At 50.7% G+C, this 13,553-nt stretch carries 10 protein-coding genes and 1 pseudogene; all 11 read left to right on the top strand.

The window, feature by feature from the left end; all coding sequences use genetic code 11:
* Positions 1-234: 234 nt before the first annotated feature.
* The 11 genes and pseudogenes from sdhC to glnS all read left to right on the top strand — a co-directional run bounded on the left by sdhC (position 235) and on the right by glnS (position 13,496).
* The gene (gene sdhC / locus H1D31_RS09435) at positions 235-612 is read left to right on the top strand and encodes a succinate dehydrogenase, cytochrome b556 subunit (RefSeq protein ID WP_138984257.1); all 378 of its coding nucleotides are present in this window, start codon (positions 235-237) and stop codon (positions 610-612) included.
* Positions 603-950, top strand: coding sequence for a succinate dehydrogenase, hydrophobic membrane anchor protein (sdhD, locus tag H1D31_RS09430; protein WP_261258030.1), 348 nt, complete (start codon positions 603-605; stop codon positions 948-950). Before sdhC ends, sdhD begins: the two co-directional genes overlap by 10 nt.
* On the top strand, positions 951-2,723 hold the full coding sequence (sdhA, locus tag H1D31_RS09425) for a succinate dehydrogenase flavoprotein subunit (RefSeq protein ID WP_261258027.1): 1,773 nt from the start codon (positions 951-953) through the stop codon (positions 2,721-2,723).
* 14 nt (positions 2,724-2,737) lie between these two features.
* Positions 2,738-3,457, top strand: coding sequence for a succinate dehydrogenase iron-sulfur subunit (locus H1D31_RS09420; protein WP_008608256.1), 720 nt, complete (start codon positions 2,738-2,740; stop codon positions 3,455-3,457).
* A gap of 100 nt (positions 3,458-3,557) precedes the next feature.
* Complete coding sequence (locus H1D31_RS09415) at positions 3,558-6,368, top strand: 2-oxoglutarate dehydrogenase E1 component (protein WP_261258025.1); 2,811 nt, start codon at positions 3,558-3,560, stop codon at positions 6,366-6,368.
* 62 nt (positions 6,369-6,430) lie between these two features.
* Positions 6,431-7,627, top strand: a pseudogene (gene odhB / locus H1D31_RS09410) (2-oxoglutarate dehydrogenase complex dihydrolipoyllysine-residue succinyltransferase); the annotation flags it as partial.
* Between the two features lie 139 nt (positions 7,628-7,766).
* Positions 7,767-8,933: an ADP-forming succinate--CoA ligase subunit beta gene (sucC, locus tag H1D31_RS09405; protein WP_008608259.1), complete on the top strand. Its 1,167-nt coding sequence runs from the start codon at positions 7,767-7,769 to the stop codon at positions 8,931-8,933.
* 10 nt (positions 8,934-8,943) lie between these two features.
* The gene (gene sucD, locus H1D31_RS09400) at positions 8,944-9,816 is read left to right on the top strand and encodes a succinate--CoA ligase subunit alpha (protein ID WP_008951868.1); all 873 of its coding nucleotides are present in this window, start codon (positions 8,944-8,946) and stop codon (positions 9,814-9,816) included.
* A gap of 71 nt (positions 9,817-9,887) precedes the next feature.
* A complete protein-coding gene (pnuC, locus tag H1D31_RS09395; protein WP_261258020.1) occupies positions 9,888-10,685 on the top strand; it encodes a nicotinamide riboside transporter PnuC in 798 nt (265 codons plus the stop codon).
* A complete protein-coding gene (nadR, locus tag H1D31_RS09390) occupies positions 10,682-11,722 on the top strand; it encodes a multifunctional transcriptional regulator/nicotinamide-nucleotide adenylyltransferase/ribosylnicotinamide kinase NadR (protein ID WP_261258019.1) in 1,041 nt (346 codons plus the stop codon). Before pnuC ends, nadR begins: the two co-directional genes overlap by 4 nt.
* A gap of 109 nt (positions 11,723-11,831) precedes the next feature.
* Positions 11,832-13,496, top strand: a complete 1,665-nt coding sequence (glnS, locus tag H1D31_RS09385; protein WP_261258018.1) for a glutamine--tRNA ligase — start codon at positions 11,832-11,834, stop codon at positions 13,494-13,496.
* Positions 13,497-13,553: the final 57 nt, after the last annotated feature.

Below are 13,553 nucleotides of genomic sequence, written 5' to 3'. Positions count from 1 at the left end.
GACAATTTATGTAAATTTCCATCTGCGGAATTTTCCGTGTAAAACCAAACAAAAATTGTAATAGCCTTTTATGAAATATATACTATTGGCGGCGTAAAAGCAGTTCACCTGACACCAGCTTTTTTGCTGAACCAGCTTGGGGCATAAAGAGTATATTGGCGTTGGGATGTCACTGGTTTTACAGCGACAATAATGACAACTACGCTCTACACGGGCATCGATGGGCAAGAAACTGTGAAAAAGCAAAGACCAATAAATCTCGATTTATCGACTATCTCTCTACCTGCGACTGCCAAAGCTTCTATTCTGCACCGGGTTACTGGTGTAGCAATGTTTTTCGCACTGCTGTTTGTGATCTGGGCATGGGCGACTTCATTGCAAAGCGCAGAAGGCTTTGACTACGTGAAGTCCTTGCTAAATTCACATTTAGCGAAATTTATCGCTTGGGGCACTATCACGGTACTGATTTACCACCTGTTAGGTGGCATTCGCCATATGATTATGGATCTGGGGCACTGGGAAGAACTGAAGTCCGGTAACCTGAGTGCAAACCTGACCATAGGTTTGTGGATTGTATTAGCCGTTTTAGCAGGAGTTTGGGTATGGTTCTGAATCAGGCAAGCCTGAAGCGCGATGGCGTTCAGGATTATGTTTCTCTGCGCGCGTCGGCGGTGGTGCTGGCGTTATATAGCTTGTTTATCCTGGGTTTCTTCCTGTTCACCCCTGAAGTGACCTTTGAAGTCTGGCATGCACTCTTTGCCAACCTCTTTGTAAAAGTATTTACCTTACTTGCCCTGATCTCTATCGCTATCCATACCCGTATCGGGTTATGGCAGGTACTGACTGACTACGTGAAATGCGCCCGTATCCGCGCCGTATTACAGTTCGTACTTTATGTGATTGCCTTCGCGTATGTGGCAGTAGGTTTATTTGTGTTGTGGGGTGCTTAAGTGACTATTCCAGTAAGAGAATTTGATGCCATCGTTATTGGGGCCGGTGGTGCAGGTATGCGTGCGGCGTTACAGATCACCCAGTCTGGTTTAACTTGCGCCTTATTGTCTAAAGTGTTTCCAACCCGTTCGCACACTGTATCTGCCCAGGGCGGTATTACGGTAGCACTGGGTAACTCCCATGAAGATAACTGGGAATGGCACATGTTCGATACCGTTAAGGGCTCGGACTATATCGGTGACCAGGACGCCATTGAATATATGTGTAAAACCGGCCCGGAAGCCATTACCGAGCTGGAAAATATGGGCTTACCGTTCTCTCGTTTTGAAAACGGTCGCGTCTATCAGCGCCCATTCGGCGGTCAGTCGAAGAATTTCGGTGGTGAGCAGGCTGCCCGTACTGCTGCCGCTGCTGACCGTACCGGCCATGCGCTGTTACACCTGCTGTATCAGCAAAACGTTAAAAACCGTACTCAGGTCTTCTCTGAGTGGTACGCGCTCGACCTGGTAAAGAATCAGGACGGTGCCGTAGTAGGCTGTACCGCTATCGATATCGAGACCGGTGAGATTGTTTACTTCAAAGCCAAAGCGACCGTATTAGCAACGGGCGGTGCCGGCCGTATCTACGCCTCGACGACGAATGCCCACATCAATACCGGTGATGGTGTTGGTATGGCCCTGCGTGCCGGTGTGCCGCTGCAGGATATGGAAATGTGGCAATTCCACCCAACCGGTATCGCCGGTGCCGGTACGCTGGTAACCGAAGGCTGCCGTGGTGAAGGTGGCTACCTGCTGAATAAAGACGGTGAACGCTTTATGGAGCGGTATGCACCAAACGCCAAAGACTTAGCCGGCCGTGACGTGGTAGCCCGCGCCATGATGACTGAAATCCGTGAAGGCCGCGGTTGTGATGGTCCTTGGGGCGTACACATCAAGCTGAAACTGGATCACTTAGGTGAAGAAGTGCTGGAAAGCCGTCTGCCAGGTATTTGTGAATTGTCACGCACCTTCGCACACGTTGATCCGGTAAAAGAGCCAATTCCGGTTATTCCAACCTGTCACTATATGATGGGTGGTATTCCAACTAACGTCCATGGTCAGGTTGTTTCACCAAAAGCTGACGGTTCAGAAGCCATAGTCCCAGGTTTATTTGCCTGTGGTGAAATTGCTTGTGTATCGGTACATGGTGCCAACCGTTTAGGCGGTAACTCACTGTTAGACTTAGTGGTATTTGGTCGTGCTACTGGTTTGCACCTGGGCGAAGCCCTGGCTGCTACCGCAGAAGCCCGCGCTGCCTCTGCTGATGATATTGATGCTGCGCTGGCCCGCACCCGTCGCTGGGAAGACAGCAAACCAGGTCAGGGTGAAGATCCGGTACAGATTAAGAAAGATCTGCAAAACTGCATGCAACTCAACTTCTCGGTATTCCGTGAAGGTCAGGCAATGGCCGAAGGTCTGCAACAGTTAAAAGAAATCCGCGAGCGGCTGAAGTTTGCCCGTCTGGATGACAAGAGCTCAGATTTCAATACCCAGCGTATTGAGTGTTTAGAGCTGGACAACCTGATGGAAACGGCTTACTCAACTGCAGTAGCAGCGAACTTCCGTACCGAAAGCCGTGGTGCCCATGCCCGTTTTGACTTCCCGGATCGTGATGATGAAAACTGGTTATGCCACAGTGTTTACACACCGGATACCGAATCTATGTTTAAGCGTAAAGTGAATCTGGAACCGAAGTTCCGTGAAGCTTTCCCGCCAAAAGCACGTAAGTACTAAGAGGGGCCACAACGATGCAGAAGTTAGTATTTTCCATCTATCGTTATAACCCTGATGTCGACCAAGCGCCGCGCATGCAGGATTACACGCTGGATAACCCGGAAGGCCGGGATATGATGGTGCTGGATGCACTGTTAAAGTTAAAAGAGCAGGACCCAACCTTGTCGTTCCGCCGCAGCTGCCGTGAAGGTGTTTGCGGTTCAGATGGTCTGAACATGAACGGCAAAAACGGTCTGGCCTGTATCACGCCATTATCTGCTGTCGGCTTAAAAGGCGGTAAGATTGTGCTGCGGCCACTGCCGGGTTTACCGGTAATCCGCGACCTGGTGGTTGATATGAGCCAGTTCTACACCCAGTACGAGAAGGTAAAACCTTACCTGATCAACGACAGCAAGTTACCACCAGCCGGTGAGTTCCTGCAGTCGCCGGAAGAACGTGCTAAACTTGACGGCCTGTACGAATGTATTTTATGTGCCTGTTGTTCAACCTCTTGTCCGTCGTTCTGGTGGAACCCTGACAAGTTTATCGGCCCGGCTGGTTTGCTGCATGCATACCGTTTCCTGGCTGACAGCCGCGATACCGCGACTGAACAACGCCTAAATGATTTAGATGACGCTTTCAGCGTGTTCCGCTGCCACGGTATTATGAACTGTGTCAACGTGTGTCCAAAAGGGCTGAACCCAACCAAAGCAATCGGACAGATCAAATCGATGTTGTTAAACCGGGCGCTGTAATGCGCCCTTTTTTAGTATTTAACTGAAACTGTCCGGGCTGCATGCAGCACGGCAGTTTTTTTGCTAATTTTTCCAGGTGCTCAGAAATAAGGGAAACTAAATGCACGAAGGTGTAATGAAGGCGTGGTTAGAGTCTTCACATCTTGGCGGTGGCAACATGGCCTATGTGGATGAACTCTATGAATCCTACTTAGCAGAGCCCACCAGTGTTGGTGACGAATGGCGCGAATTTTTTGCCAAGTTACCAAAAATCGATGGGGTCGATCTCGAAACCCGGCACAGTGATGTCCGGCAACAGTTTGCTGAATTGGCTAAAAACAAACACCGTGAAGTGGTGGTCGTCAATAGCGGCAGTGGTGCCGACAGCCGTCAGGTCAAAGTGCTGCAATTAATCAACTCCTATCGGTTCCGTGGTCACCAGCATGCCAATCTTGACCCGCTGAATTTATGGAAGCAACCGAGGGTACGCGACCTTGAATTGTCTTACCATGAACTGTCTGAAGCTGATTACGATACTGAGTTCCATGTTGGATCATTCGCAGCTGGTCAGGAAACGATGAAATTAGGCGATTTGCATAAAGCCCTGGAGCGCACTTATTGCGGCTCTATTGGTGCTGAGTATATGCACATCGTATCGACTGATGAAAAACGCTGGATCCAGCAACGTTTGGAGAGCATTCAGTCACAGCCGCGCTATGATAAAGCTACCAAGTTACAGATCTTAAAAGGTCTGGTTGCTGCTGATGGCCTGGAAAAATATTTAGGTTCAAAATTCCCGGGTGCCAAACGCTTTGGTCTGGAAGGTGGCGATGCCATGATTCCGATGCTCAAAGCCATGATCCACCGTGCCGGTGAGCAGGGCGCGCAGGATTCCGTTATTGGTATGGCGCACCGTGGCCGCTTAAATACGCTGATTAACGTGCTGGGTAAGAACCCGTCAAAATTATTTGACGAGTTCGCCGGTAAATACGAAGTGGTGGGTGCCGGTGACGTGAAATACCATATGGGTTTCTCGTCTGACTTTGAAACCAAAGGCGGTATCGTCCATTTAGCCCTGGCGTTTAACCCGTCACACCTGGAAATTGTTAACCCGGTAGTACTGGGTTCAGTGCGCGCCCGCTTAGATCGCCGTGGTTGCACTGATGGCTCTTTAGCTCTGCCAATCACCATTCACGGTGACTCAGCGTTTGCCGGTCAGGGTGTAGTCGCCGAGACCTTTAACCTGTCGCAAACCCGTGCCTTTAAAGTCGGTGGCACCGTGCGGATCGTGATTAACAATCAGGTTGGCTTTACCACCTCTAACCCGGAAGATACACGTTCTACACCTTACTGTACCGATATCGCTAAGATGGTACAGGCGCCAATTTTCCACGTTAATGGTGATGATCCGGAAGCCGTCGTATTTGTGGCGCAACTTGCCGTAGATTACCGCAACACCTTTAAACGCGATGTGGTGATTGACCTGGTTTGTTACCGTCGTAATGGTCACAACGAAGCGGATGAGCCGAATGCGACCCAGCCGTTGATGTACCAGAAGATTAAGAAGCATCCGACGCCGCGTGAAATCTATGCCGAGAAACTGCAGTTAGAAGGCATTGTCACCGCGGAAGAAGTGAAGGCGCTGATTGATGGTTATCGCGATGCCCTGGACAAAGGTGATTGCGTAGTAGAAGAACTGCGTCCTATGGCTCCTACTTCAGTTGATTGGACGCCATACCTGAATAAAGATTGGGATAGTCCTTATGACGCCAGTGTACCAGTGGAGAAACTGGTCGCATTGGGTGAAAAAGCGATTCAGGTGCCGGCAACGCACGCCCTGCAACGGCAGGTCGGTCGCGTCTATGAAGACCGCGCCCTGATGTTAAAAGGCGAGAAGAAAATCGATTGGGGCTTTGCCGAAATTCTGGCCTATGCAGCCACTGTTGCCGAAGGCAGCCGGATCCGGATTGTTGGTCAGGACTCTGGTCGTGGTACCTTCTTCCACCGCCATGCAGTACTGCACAGTCAGACTGATGCCAGTACCTACACACCGCTTGAACATATTGACGAAAAGCAGGGTGTGTTCCAGGTCTATGACTCGGCGTTATCTGAAGAAGCAGTATTGGCTTTTGAATATGGTTATGCCACGGCAGAACCTCGCGCCATGGTGATCTGGGAAGGTCAGTTTGGTGACTTCGCCAACGGTGCCCAGGTGGTCATTGACCAGTTCTTAAGCTCAGGCGAGCAGAAGTGGGGTCGTCTCTGTGGTTTAACTCTGTTATTACCACACGGTTACGAAGGTCAGGGCCCGGAGCACTCTTCGGCCCGTTTAGAGCGTTTCCTGCAACTGTGTGCCGACCACAATATGCAAATTTGTGTGCCAACCACACCGGCTCAGGTATTTAATATGCTGCGTCGGCAGATGGTGCGGCCAATGCGCCGGCCATTGATCGTGATGTCGCCAAAATCTTTACTGCGTCACCCACTGGCAACTTCCACACTGGAAGAGCTGGCGTCAGGCGTCTACCATAACGTGATTGGTGAGATTGACGAGCTGAACCCGGCCGATGTGAAACGCGTGGTGTTCTGTAGCGGTAAGGTGTACTACGAACTGCTGGAAGAGCGGCGTAAGCGCGAGCAGAAAGATGTGGCGATTATCCGTGTTGAGCAGCTGTATCCGTTCCCGCATCAGGAAATGGCGCAAGCGCTGGCAGCCTATCAGCATGTGACTGATTTTGTTTGGTGTCAGGAAGAGCCGCAAAACCAGGGCGCCTGGTACTGTAGTCAGCATCATTTCTGGGCCGCTATTCCGCAAGGCGCTAAGCTGACTTATGCCGGTCGTGAAGCCTCGTCTTCGCCTGCTGTTGGTTACCTGTCGGTACACAACAAGCAGCAGCAAGCGCTGGTAAATGACGCCCTGACACTGAAATAAAACGCTTTTCAGCCCGCTGTGGCGGGCTGTTATAACTGATAAGACCAACCGTTAAAGGTGAAAAAGTGGAAATTAAAGTACCCGTATTACCGGAATCTGTTGCAGATGCAACTATCGCCACCTGGCACGTAAAAACCGGTGAAGCCGTAAGCCGTGATCAGGTATTAGTCGATATCGAAACGGACAAAGTTGTGCTGGAAGTGGTAGCTCAGGCCGATGGTGTGATGGGCGAGATCCTGCATGATGTTGGCGCCACTGTAACAGCTGAGCAGGTCATCGGTAAGATGACTGCCGGTGGTGCACCAGCCGCTAAAGCTGAAGCACCAAAAGCAGAGGCTGCACCAGCCGCTGCTGCGCCAGCTGCCAGCGATGACAGTGATGACGCATTAAGCCCGTCAGTGCGTCGTTTAATTGCCGAAAAAGGTCTGGACGCCAGCAAAATCAAAGGCACCGGCAAAAACGGCCGTGTCACTAAAGAAGACGTTGAGAAATTCCTAGCCGGCGCACCTGCTAAAGCCGCAGCGCCTGCCGCGGCCGCACCTGTAGTTGCTGCCGGTGATCGTAGCCAGAAACGTGTACCGATGACCCGTCTGCGTAAGACCATCGCGAACCGCTTACTGGAAGCGAAAAACTCTACCGCCATGTTAACCACGTTCAATGAAGTGAACATGAAGCCGATTATGGATCTGCGCAAGCAGTATCAGGACGTGTTTGAAAAGCGTCACGGTATCCGTTTAGGCTTTATGTCTTTCTATGTTAAAGCAGTTACCGAAGCCCTGAAACGCTTCCCGGAAGTGAATGCGGCGATTGATGGCGATGATATTGTTTATCACAACTACTTCGATGTCAGCATCGCGGTGTCTACGCCTCGTGGTCTGGTAACGCCAGTACTGCGTGACTGTGACAAGATGAATCTGGCCGAAATCGAAAAAGCCATTAAAGATCTGGCCATCAAAGGCCGTGATGGCAAGCTGGCGATGGACGATCTGATGGGTGGTAACTTCACTATCACTAACGGTGGTGTGTTCGGCTCTCTGATGTCTACGCCAATTATCAATCCACCACAGTCAGCGATTCTGGGTATGCACAAGATCCAGGACCGCGTGATGGTAGTCGACGGTAAGATGGAAATTCTGCCAATGATGTATCTGGCGCTGTCTTATGACCACCGCATCATCGATGGTAAAGAGTCTGTGGGTTTCCTGGTAACCATTAAAGAGTTACTGGAAGATCCAACCCGTATTCTGCTGGATATCTAAGCGGTAAAAGCGGATAAAAATGCTGTTGTTTGCGCAACAGCGTTTTTAAATACATCGGGTTGGCGCTATAATGCGCGCCGACCTAAACGACAGGCTGCGATAACTGCAGCCTTCAATCAAAAATGAACGGAAAATAGCCATGAATTTGCACGAGTATCAGGGTAAGCAACTGTTTGCCCAATATGGTTTGCCTGTATCTAAAGGCATCGCTGCAGCCACTGTAGAAGAAGCAGTTGCCGCAGCCGATCAGATCGGCGGCGATATGTTTGTTGTTAAGGCTCAGGTTCACGCTGGTGGCCGCGGTAAAGCGGGCGGCGTTAAGCTGGTCAAGAGCAAGGACGAAATTCGCGCCTTCGCAGAAAAATGGCTGGGTAAGAATCTGGTAACTTACCAGACAGACGAAAAAGGTCAGCCGGTTAGCCGTATTCTGGTAGAAACCTGTACTGATATCGCCAAAGAGCTGTATTTAGGTGCGGTAGTGGATCGTTCTTCACGCCGTATCGTGTTTATGGCCTCTACTGAAGGTGGTGTGGAAATTGAAAAAGTTGCCCACGAAACGCCAGAGAAAATCTTAAAAGCTACTGTTGACCCGCTGGTTGGCGCTCAGCCATACCAGGGCCGTGAACTGGCATTCAAACTGGGCCTGGAAGGCAAGCAAGTTAACCAGTTTGTCAAAATCTTCTTAGGTTTAGCGAAACTGTTCCAGGACAAAGACCTGGCACTGTTAGAAGTAAACCCACTGGTTATCACACCTGCTGGCGATCTGCACTGTTTGGATGCCAAACTGGTTATCGATGGTAACGCCTTATACCGTCATCCAGAACTGAAAGCGATGCAGGATCCTTCACAGGAAGATCCACGTGAAGCTCATGCTGCTTCATGGGAACTGAACTATGTTGCTTTAGGTGGTGATATCGGTTGTATGGTTAACGGTGCCGGCTTAGCCATGGGTACCATGGACATCGTAAAATTACACGGTGGCCAGCCAGCTAACTTCCTCGACGTTGGCGGCGGTGCAACCAAAGAGCGCGTTGTAGAAGCATTCAAAATTATCCTGTCTGACGCTGCCGTTAAAGCAGTATTTATCAATATCTTCGGTGGTATCGTGCGTTGTGACATGATCGCTGAGGGTGTGATCGGCGCCGTAAAAGAAGTTGGCGTTAAAGTACCGGTAGTCGTGCGGTTACAAGGTAACAACGCTGAACTGGGCGCGAAGGTACTGTCAGAAAGTGGCCTGAACATTATTGCTGATACCGACTTAACTGGCGCTGCCCAGAAAGTGGTTGCAGCTGCGGCCAAGGCATAAGGGGTAAGCAATGAGCGTTTTAATTAACAAAGATACCAAAGTAATTTGTCAGGGTTTCACTGGCGCCCAGGGTACTTTCCACTCTGAGCAAGCTATTGCTTACGGTACCAAGATGGTTGGCGGTGTAACGCCGGGTAAAGGCGGTCAAACGCATTTAGGTCTGCCAGTGTTTAACACGGTAAAAGAAGCGGTTGATGCCACTGGCGCCGAAGCTTCTGTGATCTATGTACCAGCACCATTCTGTAAGGATTCTATCCTGGAAGCGGCTAACGCCGGTATCAAACTGATCGTCTGTATCACTGAAGGTATCCCGACGTTAGATATGCTGGATGCCAAAGTAAAATGTGACGAATTAGGCGTACGCTTAATTGGCCCGAACTGCCCAGGCGTCATCACGCCAGGTGAATGTAAGATTGGTATTATGCCAGGCCACATTCACAAGCCAGGTAAAGTCGGTATCGTGTCACGTTCAGGCACCCTGACTTATGAAGCCGTTAAGCAAACTACTGATTACGGTTTCGGTCAGTCTACCTGTGTTGGTATCGGTGGCGACCCAATCCCGGGTTCTAACTTTATCGATATCCTGAAGTTATTCCAGGAAGATCCACAAACTGAAGCCATCGTGATGATCGGTGAAATCGGTGGTTCTGCGGAAGAAGAAGCTGCAGCTTACATCAAAGCACACGTCACTAAGCCAGTGGTATCTTACATTGCCGGTGTCACTGCACCTGCTGGTAAGCGCATGGGCCATGCTGGCGCCATCATCTCTGGTGGTAAAGGTACTGCTGATGAGAAGTTTGCTGCCTTAGAAGACGCCGGTGTAAAAACCGTGAAGAGCTTAGCCGATATCGGTAAAGCCCTGAAAGAGCTGACTGGCTGGTAAGCTATTACTGTGTTAGTCTGAAAACCCGCTCATCTGAGCGGGTTTTTTTGTTAATGAATTTAGGTAATCCGATGCTTTGGCAAGATTTAACCCGGCTGAACCGCTACGAGCGATACTGGTTAGCCGCGTTCTTACTGATTATTATGCTCAGTACGCTCTGGTTTAGCAGTACGGGCACTGATTGGCAAAGCTGGCGCTCGATTACGCTGAACTGGCTGATCAGCCCGCTGAGTGCTATTAGTGGCGTGCTTTGCGTGGTGATGGCGGCCAAAGGCTTACTGTCAAACTGGATTTGGGGCCTAATCAGTGCCAGCAGTTACGGCCTGATTGCCTGGACCTCAGGCTATTATGGTGACTGGTTATTAAATTGGTTTTACTTCTTACCGGCACAATTCTTTATTTATTATAGCTGGCGCCATCAGTTACACAGTGAAACCCGACAGGTCAGGGTGCGGCGTCTCGGTTGGCATTGGCTATGGGTGTTGGTCGTTGTAGGGGTTGGTGTTACCGCTTTGGCGCAAATGCTTAATGGCCTGGATGGCTTTATTAGTGACGCGCTAAAGCGTAACTCGGCGGTCTATGATAGCCTGCAGACGTTGACGGGATTTGACCTGAGCGGCCCCTTACTGGATGCCAGCACGGTGGTACTGCAAATTACTGCGCAATTGTTAATGATTCGGATGTTTGCGGCGCAGTGGCCATTTTGGATTGCCACCAATGTGCTGACCATCTTTGCCTGGAGCCTGGTTCTGTTAACCACGCCAGACTCAGCGCCTTATGCGGTTCCTACCTTATTAATGTGGATCGCCTTTTTAATTAATTCAGTATATGGTGCCGTCAGCTGGCATCGCGGAGCTAAAATAGCGTGAACAGAGTAGGGGTTTTCCCGGGTAAATTTTTACCGCCGCACCGTGGTCATCTGACCGCGATTTTACGCGCGCATGCGCTCTGTGATGAACTCTATGTGGTGATCAGTGAACGACCGCAGGAAGATGGTGAGCTCTGCGCCCAGGCCGGTATTCCTTATATCGATGGTGTACTGCGCCAACGCTGGTTATCACAGGAGCTGCAGGGGCTGGGTATTAAGGTGCTGTTACAACAGGAAGGACAGATTCCGCCATTTCCACAAGGATGGGGCGAGTACGCGGCCTTATTACGGCAAAGCGTACCAGTGCCGTTTCAGCTGATTTTCGGTGGTGAAGAAAGCTACCGTACCGGTCATCAGCAGCATTTTCCGGATATTCAGTATCAGGTGTTGGATCCACAGCGTACCCAGTGGCCGATTAGTGGCACTGAGATCCGCAACCACCCCTATTTACACTGGGATTATATTGCTGGTGCCGCGCGGCCATTTTTTGCCCGCAAGGTGCTGATCACCGGTCCGGAGTCCTGTGGTAAAACCACCTTAACCCGCAAGCTGGCAAAGGTGTATTGCACCTCCTGGTCAGAAGAGCTGGGGCGGGATTATCAGGAAGAAGTGGTCGGTGGTAATGGCGATCTCTTTAACCTGGAAGATTTTAACCGTATTACCCACCTGCAGTATGAGCAGGATTATCAGGCGCTGCGCAGTGCCAACAAAGTCTGTTTTTTTGATACCGATGCGGTGGTAACCGCCTTTTTTAGTCAGGTGTTTCTTGGTCAGTTGGCCAGCCGGATTGAAAGCTTTATCGACCCCAACAAATATGACTTGATTATCGCGCTGGAGCCAACTGTGCCCTGGGTAGCTGACGGTATGCGTGAACTGGGCGATCCCGGTGTGCGTCAGCAAAGCTTCGAGCAGTTATTGGCGCTTTATCAGCAGTACGGTTTTCCCGCTGAGCGGATCCTGCGGGTCAGTTCAGCCAATTATTATGAACGGCTGGAGGCCTGTATCGGCGTTGTTGATGCCTTATTGGCCGCCAGATAGCCGTGGGGCGAAAATCTCAGTAGGCATTACAGCCAGATATAGCCAGCGGGCTTTTCGCTGCTATAATGCCTCATCTTTTACGTATTCGTTTTATAGGATTATGCAGTTTATGTCGGACGTCGCGAATCGCCCAACTAACTTTATCCGGCAAATTATTGATGCCGATCTGGCTAGTGGCAAACATCACAGTGTGCAAACCCGTTTTCCGCCTGAACCAAACGGTTATTTGCATATCGGTCATGCAAAGTCGATTTGTCTAAACTTTGGCATCGCCGAAGATTATCAGGGTCAGTGTAATCTGCGTTTTGACGACACCAACCCGGAAAAGGAAAACGTAGAGTTTGTGGAATCGATTCAGCGTGACGTGAACTGGCTGGGCTTTCAGTGGTCTGGCGCGGTGCGTTACTCTTCTGATTATTTCGAGCAGCTGTATGGTTACGCCGTTGAGCTGATCAATAAAGGCCTGGCCTATGTTTGCTTCCTGAATGCGGAGCAAATGCGTGAATACCGCGGTAATCTGACCCAGCCTGGCAAACCCAGCCCATACCGCGACACCAGCCCGGCCGAAAATCTGGCGTTGTTTGAAAAAATGCGTGCCGGTGGCTTTAAAGAGGGGGAATGTTCACTACGCGCAAAAATTGATATGGCCTCCAGCTTTATCTGTATGCGGGACCCGGTGATTTACCGGATTAAGTTTGCCCATCACCATCAAACCGGTGATAACTGGTGCATTTATCCTATGTACGATTTTACCCATTGTATTTCGGACGCGCTGGAAGGCATTACGCACTCGCTGTGTACGCTGGAGTTTCAGGATAACCGCCGTCTATATGACTGGATCCTGGATAACATCACCATTCCTTGTCACCCGCAGCAAATCGAATTTTCGCGCTTGAATCTGGAATTTGCAGTGATGAGTAAGCGTAAGCTGCAAACACTGGTTGAGCAACAGCTGGTCAGTGGCTGGGATGATCCGCGGATGCCGACCATTGCCGGTTTGCGCCGTCGTGGCTACACGCCATCCGCGATCCGTGAATTCGCCAAGCGCATCGGTATTACCAAACAAGATAACGTGATTGAGATGAGCGCGCTGGAAGCCTGTATCCGGGAAGATCTGGATGCGACAGCACCGCGGGCCATGGCTGTACTGGACCCAATCAAAGTGACCATTACCAACTATCCGGCCGACAAGCTGGAGTGGTTAACTGCGCCGAACCATCCAAAAGAAGATATGGGTGAGCGTAAACTGCCATTTGGCCGTGAGATCTATATTGACCGTGCCGACTTCCGGGAGGAAGCCAACAAAAAATATAAGCGGCTGGTGTTAGGTGGCGATGTGCGGCTGCGCAATGCCTATGTGATCCATGCCGATGAAGTGATTAAAAACGAGCAGGGCGAGGTAGTCGCACTGAACTGTACTTATCTGCCGGAAACCCTGGGGGAAAACCCGGCCGATGGTCGTAAGGTTCGCGGCGTGATCCATTGGGTTGAACAAAGTCAGGCCCTGCCTGCCGAGTTCCGGGTGTATGACCGTCTGTTCAGCGTGGCCAATCCGGCGGCGGAAGAAGACTTTATCAGCACCGTAAATCCTAACTCACTGGTAGTGAAGCACGGCTTTGCCGAACCCTCGCTGCAAACCGCGGTAGCGGAAAAGGCGTATCAGTTTGAACGCGAAGGTTATTACTGCGCCGATAACAGGGACTCACAGCCCACCAAGCTGGTATTTAACCGTACCGTCGGCTTGCGTGATAGCTGGGGTAAAGACGAAGAGTAAGCTGCGTTAAAGGCGGCAGGCGTTAGCCTGCCGCTACCTCTGCTATTGCTGCAACAG

Origin of the sequence: Alishewanella sp. BS5-314 (genome assembly GCF_025377695.1) — a bacterium.
Taxonomy (GTDB): domain Bacteria; phylum Pseudomonadota; class Gammaproteobacteria; order Enterobacterales; family Alteromonadaceae; genus Alishewanella; species Alishewanella aestuarii.
Note: the sequence above shows the minus strand (reverse complement) of the source record. Positions and strands in the feature narration are given on the sequence as shown.

What these genes read in the sequence shown, in the direction of transcription:
- sdhD (WP_261258030.1), top strand. Translation starts at nt 603, where the DNA reads ATGGTTCTGAATCAGGCAAGCCTGAAGCGCGATGGCGTTCAGGATTAT.
- H1D31_RS09420 (WP_008608256.1), top strand. Translation starts at nt 2,738, where the DNA reads ATGCAGAAGTTAGTATTTTCCATCTATCGTTATAACCCTGATGTCGAC.
- H1D31_RS09415 (WP_261258025.1), top strand. Translation starts at nt 3,558, where the DNA reads ATGCACGAAGGTGTAATGAAGGCGTGGTTAGAGTCTTCACATCTTGGC.
- sucC (WP_008608259.1), top strand. Translation starts at nt 7,767, where the DNA reads ATGAATTTGCACGAGTATCAGGGTAAGCAACTGTTTGCCCAATATGGT.
- sucD (WP_008951868.1), top strand. Translation starts at nt 8,944, where the DNA reads ATGAGCGTTTTAATTAACAAAGATACCAAAGTAATTTGTCAGGGTTTC.
- pnuC (WP_261258020.1), top strand. Translation starts at nt 9,888, where the DNA reads ATGCTTTGGCAAGATTTAACCCGGCTGAACCGCTACGAGCGATACTGG.
- glnS (WP_261258018.1), top strand. Translation starts at nt 11,832, where the DNA reads ATGTCGGACGTCGCGAATCGCCCAACTAACTTTATCCGGCAAATTATT.